General features: G+C 39.5%; 4 protein-coding genes, 1 pseudogene and 1 other annotated feature. Of the genes and pseudogenes, 3 read left to right on the plus strand and 2 right to left on the minus strand.

The annotated features are described in order from the left end of the window. Positions 1 to 148 precede the first annotated feature (148 nt). Positions 149 to 669, minus strand: a pseudogene (locus I8U27_RS19945) (sugar phosphate nucleotidyltransferase). A 15-nt stretch (positions 670 to 684) separates the two neighbouring features. Next, positions 685 to 1,992: a UDP-glucose dehydrogenase family protein gene (locus I8U27_RS19955; protein WP_181755037.1), complete on the minus strand. Its 1,308-nt coding sequence runs from the start codon at positions 1,990 to 1,992 to the stop codon at positions 685 to 687. Positions 1,993 to 2,214: 222 nt separating this feature from the next. Between I8U27_RS19955 and I8U27_RS19960 the strand changes: the two genes are divergently transcribed. From I8U27_RS19960 to I8U27_RS19970, 3 genes are read left to right on the plus strand one after another with little or no spacing between them, the layout of a single operon-like run. Beyond that, positions 2,215 to 3,522, plus strand: coding sequence for a CotS family spore coat protein (locus I8U27_RS19960; RefSeq protein WP_181755039.1), 1,308 nt, complete (start codon positions 2,215 to 2,217; stop codon positions 3,520 to 3,522). A 5-nt stretch (positions 3,523 to 3,527) separates the two neighbouring features. After that, positions 3,528 to 4,670, plus strand: coding sequence for a glycosyltransferase family 4 protein (locus tag I8U27_RS19965; protein ID WP_181755041.1), 1,143 nt, complete (start codon positions 3,528 to 3,530; stop codon positions 4,668 to 4,670). Positions 4,671 to 4,695: 25 nt separating this feature from the next. Next, a complete protein-coding gene (locus I8U27_RS19970) occupies positions 4,696 to 5,640 on the plus strand; it encodes an NAD-dependent epimerase/dehydratase family protein (RefSeq protein WP_181755043.1) in 945 nt (314 codons plus the stop codon). A 439-nt stretch (positions 5,641 to 6,079) separates the two neighbouring features. Next, positions 6,080 to 6,160: a sequence feature (5S ribosomal RNA rRNA prediction is too short), on the minus strand. Positions 6,161 to 6,281 lie beyond the last annotated feature (121 nt).

Consider the following 6,281-nt stretch of genomic DNA (forward strand, 5'->3'; position numbering starts at 1 on the left):
AGCCACACCCTCCCCTTGAAAAAATAATCCGTGCAACGTTTCCTCATCTAGGTTAATCTTATATTGAGCCATTTGAATCACCTTTCTTTTTGGAATAGTAGGCAAACTAATTCTATCAAAGAGAGGATTCATTGGCTCTTATTGGTATTTAACCAAAACCAAATTTACACATTATATCGGACTTAACTTTACTTTTTGGAAACTCAGGTTTTTCTTCAACATTTACAACGCGGTTATTTTTAATTTCAGCAATTCCGTAATCACTTGCATTCTCAATTTGAGAAAGAAGAAGGGCTCCTTTGTTTCCTATATATGCTTGCTTTAAAGTCTCTATCGGTTCAGCAATTAAATTGTCTCCCAGCATTAATATAAAAGAATCATTCCCAACAAATGATTGAGCTTTTGTAAGTGCATGGGCAATGCCTAATTGCTCTGTTTGATAAAGGTACTGAATCTTTAGTTTTTCATTGAACACGGAAAGATAATCAATAATTCCTCTTTGTTGGGGATTGATTACAATACCGATTTCATTAATCCCTGCTTTCATCATTTTTGTTACGCAATGATAAAGAATTGGTTGATTTGAACGGGCAACAATGTTTTTGGTACTGTAAAGGAAAATGGCTGCATTCGCGTCCCTTTACCTGCACAAAGAATGACTCCTTTCATAAAGATCCTCCTCAATTAAGACTTTAAAATCCCAACTCCCATATAATAGTAACCGAGTTTCGACATAATCGCAGAATCAAGCGCATTTCTACCATCGAATACTATAGGTTGGGATAATACACGTTTAGCGTTTTTCCAATCAATATCAATAATTTCTTTCCATTCTGTAACGATTAAAACAGCATCTGCACCTGCCATTGCTTCTAAAGGAGTAGTGGCGTAACGAATATCGGGGTATATTTTTTTTACATTTTCTGTCCCCTGTGGATCGTAAGCTGCCATGTGAGCTTTGTGTTTTATAAGATAGTTAATAATTTTTAAGGAGGGAGCTTCTCTAATATCGTCTGTTTGTGGTTTAAAGGTAAGACCTAGTATAGCAATACGCTTACCAGACAGTGAATTTAAGGTTTTCTTCACTTTTTCCATAAACCAATCTGTCTGTGTTTGATTCACATGTAAAACAGCTTTAAGTATATTCATAGGAGTCTCTTTTTCAGATGCTAATGCCAGTAAAGCTTTAGTATCCTTCGGAAAGCAAGAGCCACCAAATCCCAATCCAGCTTGAAGAAACTGAGGATTAATCCGGCTGTCCATTCCCATCCCTTTGGCTACTTGAACAATATTTGTCTCTGTTTTTTCACAGATTCTTGCCAGTTCATTAATAAACGATATCTTAGTCGCTAGAAATGCGTTTGAAGCATACTTAATCATTTCAGCATCTCTAACAGTCGTAAAAAGTAATTTTGATTTTACATTTTTATAAAATTCTTCCATTATCTCTCGTGCTTTGTCTGTTTCGCAGCCAATGACGATTCGCTCCGGATACACAGCATCATGTAATGCTTTTCCCTGTCGAAGAAACTCAGGATTGGAAACCAAGTCGAAAGAAATATCAAGCTGCCTTTTTTTTAGTTCACTTTGTATGATGTTTTTTAGTTTGGCACCTGTACCTATTGGAACCGTACTCTTGATAACAATGACTTTATAATCTTTCATCACACTTCCAATTTGTCTCGCCACTTCTATCACGGAGGACAAGTCAGCCGATCCATCCTGTGATGCAGGAGTACCCACTGTAACAAATAGAATATCGCACTGCTCCATACTCTCTTCTAAATTACTTGTAAAAGAAAGTGTTCCGTCTAAAATGTATTTTTGTAATATTCCATCTAAACCTTCTTCATAAAAAGGTAATTTTGATTGGTTTAACCTCTTTATTTTTTCCTCGTCATTATCAATCCCGATGACCTTATATCCCTGTGAAGCAAAGGCTATGCTTGTAGTGGTACCAACATAGCCTGTTCCAATGACCGCTACTTTCACCAGAACACCTCCTCTCCCTCTTTTTGTTTATCTTTTAGATTTAATAGTTTACGCTACAGATCTAACAAATGAAACGGCAAAACACCTATACACAGATGTGTCTGGCTAATTTTTAACGGATCTTATAGTAAACTATTTTTTTAATCTAAAGATACAAGCCGGTTTCCATGACCTTCCTATAAACATATTGTGATAGAGACAAAAACAATAGGAGGAGGAGAAATGATAGATTATATCATTCAACCATGGGGAACTGCTGAGCATGATTCAGAGTCTATACCTCCTGAAATAGAAGAATTAGCAAAGCATGTAATGGCTCGCTATGATATGAAGGTTAAAAGTATGCTGTTGATTACCTCTAAACCAGATAAGGGAGGAGCCATCTGGAAGATTGAAACGAATAAGGGACCGCGTAGCTTGAAAATCTTACATCGTCTTCCAACGCGGAGTCTTTTCAGCATAGGTGCACAAGAATACCTGGTTAATCAAGGCGCAAGAGTTCCCAAACTAATCCCTTCAAAAACTGGACAAAACTATGTAGAAGCTGGTGGAAAACTTTGGATTGTAACAGAGTGGATTGAGCCATTGATTCAAACAAGCAAAATAGATGTAGAAGGAGCGGAGGCGCTCTGTTACGGACTTGGCGAATTTCACAGACATTCGCGAGGGTACGTACCGCCATTTGGCGCGAAACATGCTAATCGTCTCCATCGCTATCCTCAAACGTACAGGAAAATAATCACCAAAATCGGATGGTTTCGTGTATTAGCCAAAACCTATTTTGATCAGCCTGCCAGTAAAACACTCCTCTCAATGGTCGATGTATACGAACAGCAAGCAATTGCAGCACTTGAAAAACTGGAACACTCCCCCTATGCTAGTTTAGTGTCCAAGGGTGAGCTTCACTGGGGTCTTGTTCATCAGGATTATGGCTGGTCAAACGGACAGCAAGGTCCTGGAGGGATTTGGGTTATCGATTTGGATGGTGTGGCTTACGATTTACCAATCCGCGACTTGCGCAAGCTGATTACAAGCACAATGGATGATATGGGTGTATGGGATGTAAATTGGATGCGCAGAATGATTGAAGCTTATCATCAGGCAAATCCCATCGATCCTGATCTCTTTGAGATACTTCTTATTGACATGTCACTGCCTAACGAGTTCTACAAACACGTAAAGGAAATAGTCTACAGTCCAACCACTTTACTCAATCAGGAGCTGGAGACCTTGCTTCAGCGTTTGGAAAAATCAGATGCTACCAAGTGGCCTGCATTACAAGAATTGGGCAAAAATTCAAAAATAAGAATAATAACTAAAAAGAGGTATTATTCAAATAATATACCTGTTAAAAAAGAAATCGTTCCTGATTGGAACACAGACAAAAAAACGGATAGAAAAGAGAGAAGTTTGGACCGGAAACTGGCTAAAAAAGAGCGTAAGAGGGTTCGGGAGATAGATAAAAAGGAGCGTAAGAGGATTCGGGAAACGAATAGACAGAACCGGAAAATAAAGAAAAAAGGGGAGTAGATCAAATGAAAGTTTTGATGATTTGTACAGAAAAACTTCCTGTCCCGCCCGTCCGAGGAGGAGCGATTCAGACCTATATTGACGGGATAGCTTACATCCTTAGCAAACATCATGACTTGACGATCCTCGGTATCACTGACCCCGATCTACCGTCGCAACAAAAAATCGGAAACATTAACTATGTAAGGGTTCCAGGAAAATTGCTTGATATCTATCTAAAAGGGGTTGTTTCTTACGTAAGCAAAAATTCCTTTGATCTGATTCATATTTTCAATCGCCCTCTGCTTGTCTCTCCTGTTCGAGAAGTCGCACCGAATACACGTATTATACTCAGTATGCACAACGATATGTTTATGCAGAAGAAGATTAATCCAGCCGAAGCCACTATCGCGATTGAACAATCAGAGCGCATCATTACAGTCAGCGACTATGTAGGAAGAACTATCGCCAATCTCTATCCCCAAGCATCTAACAAGCTGAGAACTATTTACTCGGGGGTGGACTTAAAGCGTTACATTCCAGACACACCTGATACGTATACAAAAGAGAGGGAAACCCTAAGAAAGAAATTCAAGCTCCATAACAAAAAAGTAATCCTGTTTGTAGGTCGTCTATCATCCAAAAAAGGGGCTGATATCCTGATCCAATCGATGAACGATCTTTCAATTAAACATAAAAACGTGGCTCTGGCTCTGGTTGGCAGTAAGTGGTATAGCGATAATAAGATTAGTGATTATGTCGCATATGTACATGCTCTCTCTTCCCGTTCGCCCGTTCCCGTTATTACAACGGGATTCGTTAGTCCTGATCAAATTCATAAGTGGTTCTGGGCTGGAGATATATTTGTCTGCCCTTCGCAATGGGAAGAACCACTGGCTCGTGTTCATTATGAAGCGATGGCAGCAGGACTGCCGATTATCACTACTGCACGAGGCGGAAATCCAGAAGTAATCATCAACAAACAAAATGGACTGGTTGTGAATCAACCTGAAAATCCAAAAGCATTTGCTGAAGCTCTTACTACACTGCTCTCTAATCCTAACTTAATGAAACAAATGGGGAATCATGGTCGTGACTTGGCCCTTAAGCACTATGGTTGGGACCGAGTCGCACGCGAAGTTCTAGAAGTCTGGAGTTCGAAACGTTGATGTTTAGTAGAAAGAAGTGGAACAAATGGCAAAAGTACTGGTAACTGGATGTAGTGGATTTATTGGTTCAAGTCTTTGTCATTTTCTTTTGCAGTGTGGGTATCATGTAATCGGTATCGATATATTTAAGCCTAACTATGATCGTTGGATTAAAGAGCGCAATCTAGAACATTTGAAGCAGTTTAATAGATTCCGTTTTTTGGAATCAGATCTTGCTAAGTGCCAGTTTAAACCGTTTATTCAGGATGTTGACTATATTTTTCATCTAGCTGCCATTCCAGGTGTGCGAACAAGTTGGGGGGCGAATTTTAAAGAATATGTTGAGAACAACATCCTTACAACACAAACCTTGCTGGATACGGTTCAAAATTCCTCGGTAAAAAAAATCGTGTACGCTTCTTCTTCTTCCGTATATGGAGGAATGACAGGCCCGACTGATGAACAACAAATTCCGCAACCTATTTCTCCTTATGGGGTAACAAAATTATCAGCCGAGCATTTGTGTCAACTATATGTCCGCAATTTTCAAGTTCCTGTTGTTTCGCTCCGCTACTTTACTGTATTTGGCCCACGGCAACGTCCAGATATGGCTTTTCACAAAATGATTTATAGAATATTACAAGAAAGACCGATTACTATCTTCGGGGATGGAGAACAGTCTCGCGATTTTACATTTATCGAGGATGTTGTTGCTGCAAATCTTGCCGCTATTGAGTCTTCACATATAGGAGAAATATTTAATATAGGTGGAATGTCACGATTGAGTATTAATGAGGTTATTCAAATCATCGAAAAGTATACAGGAAAAAAAGCAAAACGGCAGCACTTGCCCGAACAACCAGGAGACCCAAAGCATACTTGGGCAAATATTACAAAAGCAAAAAGCATGTTAAATTACAATCCACAATTTGATCTAGAAAAAGGAATCTATCTACAGATTCAAGACATCAAAAATTTGTATAATCTCTAAACTGCTTTGACTTTGGAGACTTGAAACCTTTTAATAAAGATGACGATTTCTTACTCCAATATATAGTGAGGAATCGTCATCTTTACAATATGGATTCTATACTGTCTAGCATATGACTCAGAAGTGTACTGAAAAAATCTTGGTCTCTGTTTAGGATTATCTGGTGAACATTTGTCCGCTTCGCCAATTAATTTAAAATAGTTTGTACGAGAGCTAGGTTGTTACGCTTAGACATCGACCAGACAACAACTTGTATAAAAAACCCCCTCCGGTAAGTATGTAAACCTATCATAACAGATAGGCTTTTTTTACAATGTCTACCTTGGGGATAATAAACCTAGAGGCTTTCATTCATTGCCTGGCAACCCTACTCTCCTGGGGACCTTCGCCCCAAGTACCATCGGCGCACTAAAGCACAAGTCGTGCTATAGCGCACAGCGCTTAGTCACGCTATGCTGGAGGGCTTAACGGTCGTGTTCGGGATGGGAACGAGTGGATCCCCTCCGCCATTGTCACCAGACATATGAAGCTTCAGAGGTGCGACGCACCTTCAAAATTAGATTGGAATAAAGCGGGTTGCATGTCGGGAAGTGTAATGGAAGTAGGTTAAGCCCTCGACCGATTCGTATCTGTCAGCTGAG

The sequence above is a fragment of the Paenactinomyces guangxiensis genome (genome assembly GCF_016055185.1).
In the GTDB taxonomy this organism is placed as follows: Bacteria; Bacillota; Bacilli; order Thermoactinomycetales; family Thermoactinomycetaceae; genus Paenactinomyces; species Paenactinomyces guangxiensis.

Excerpts from the sequence above, each read along its gene's own strand:
- I8U27_RS19965 (WP_181755041.1), top strand. The coding sequence starts at position 3,528 with ATGAAAGTTTTGATGATTTGTACAGAAAAACTTCCTGTCCCGCCCGTC.
- I8U27_RS19960 (WP_181755039.1), top strand. The coding sequence starts at position 2,215 with ATGATAGATTATATCATTCAACCATGGGGAACTGCTGAGCATGATTCA.
- I8U27_RS19970 (WP_181755043.1), top strand. The coding sequence starts at position 4,696 with ATGGCAAAAGTACTGGTAACTGGATGTAGTGGATTTATTGGTTCAAGT.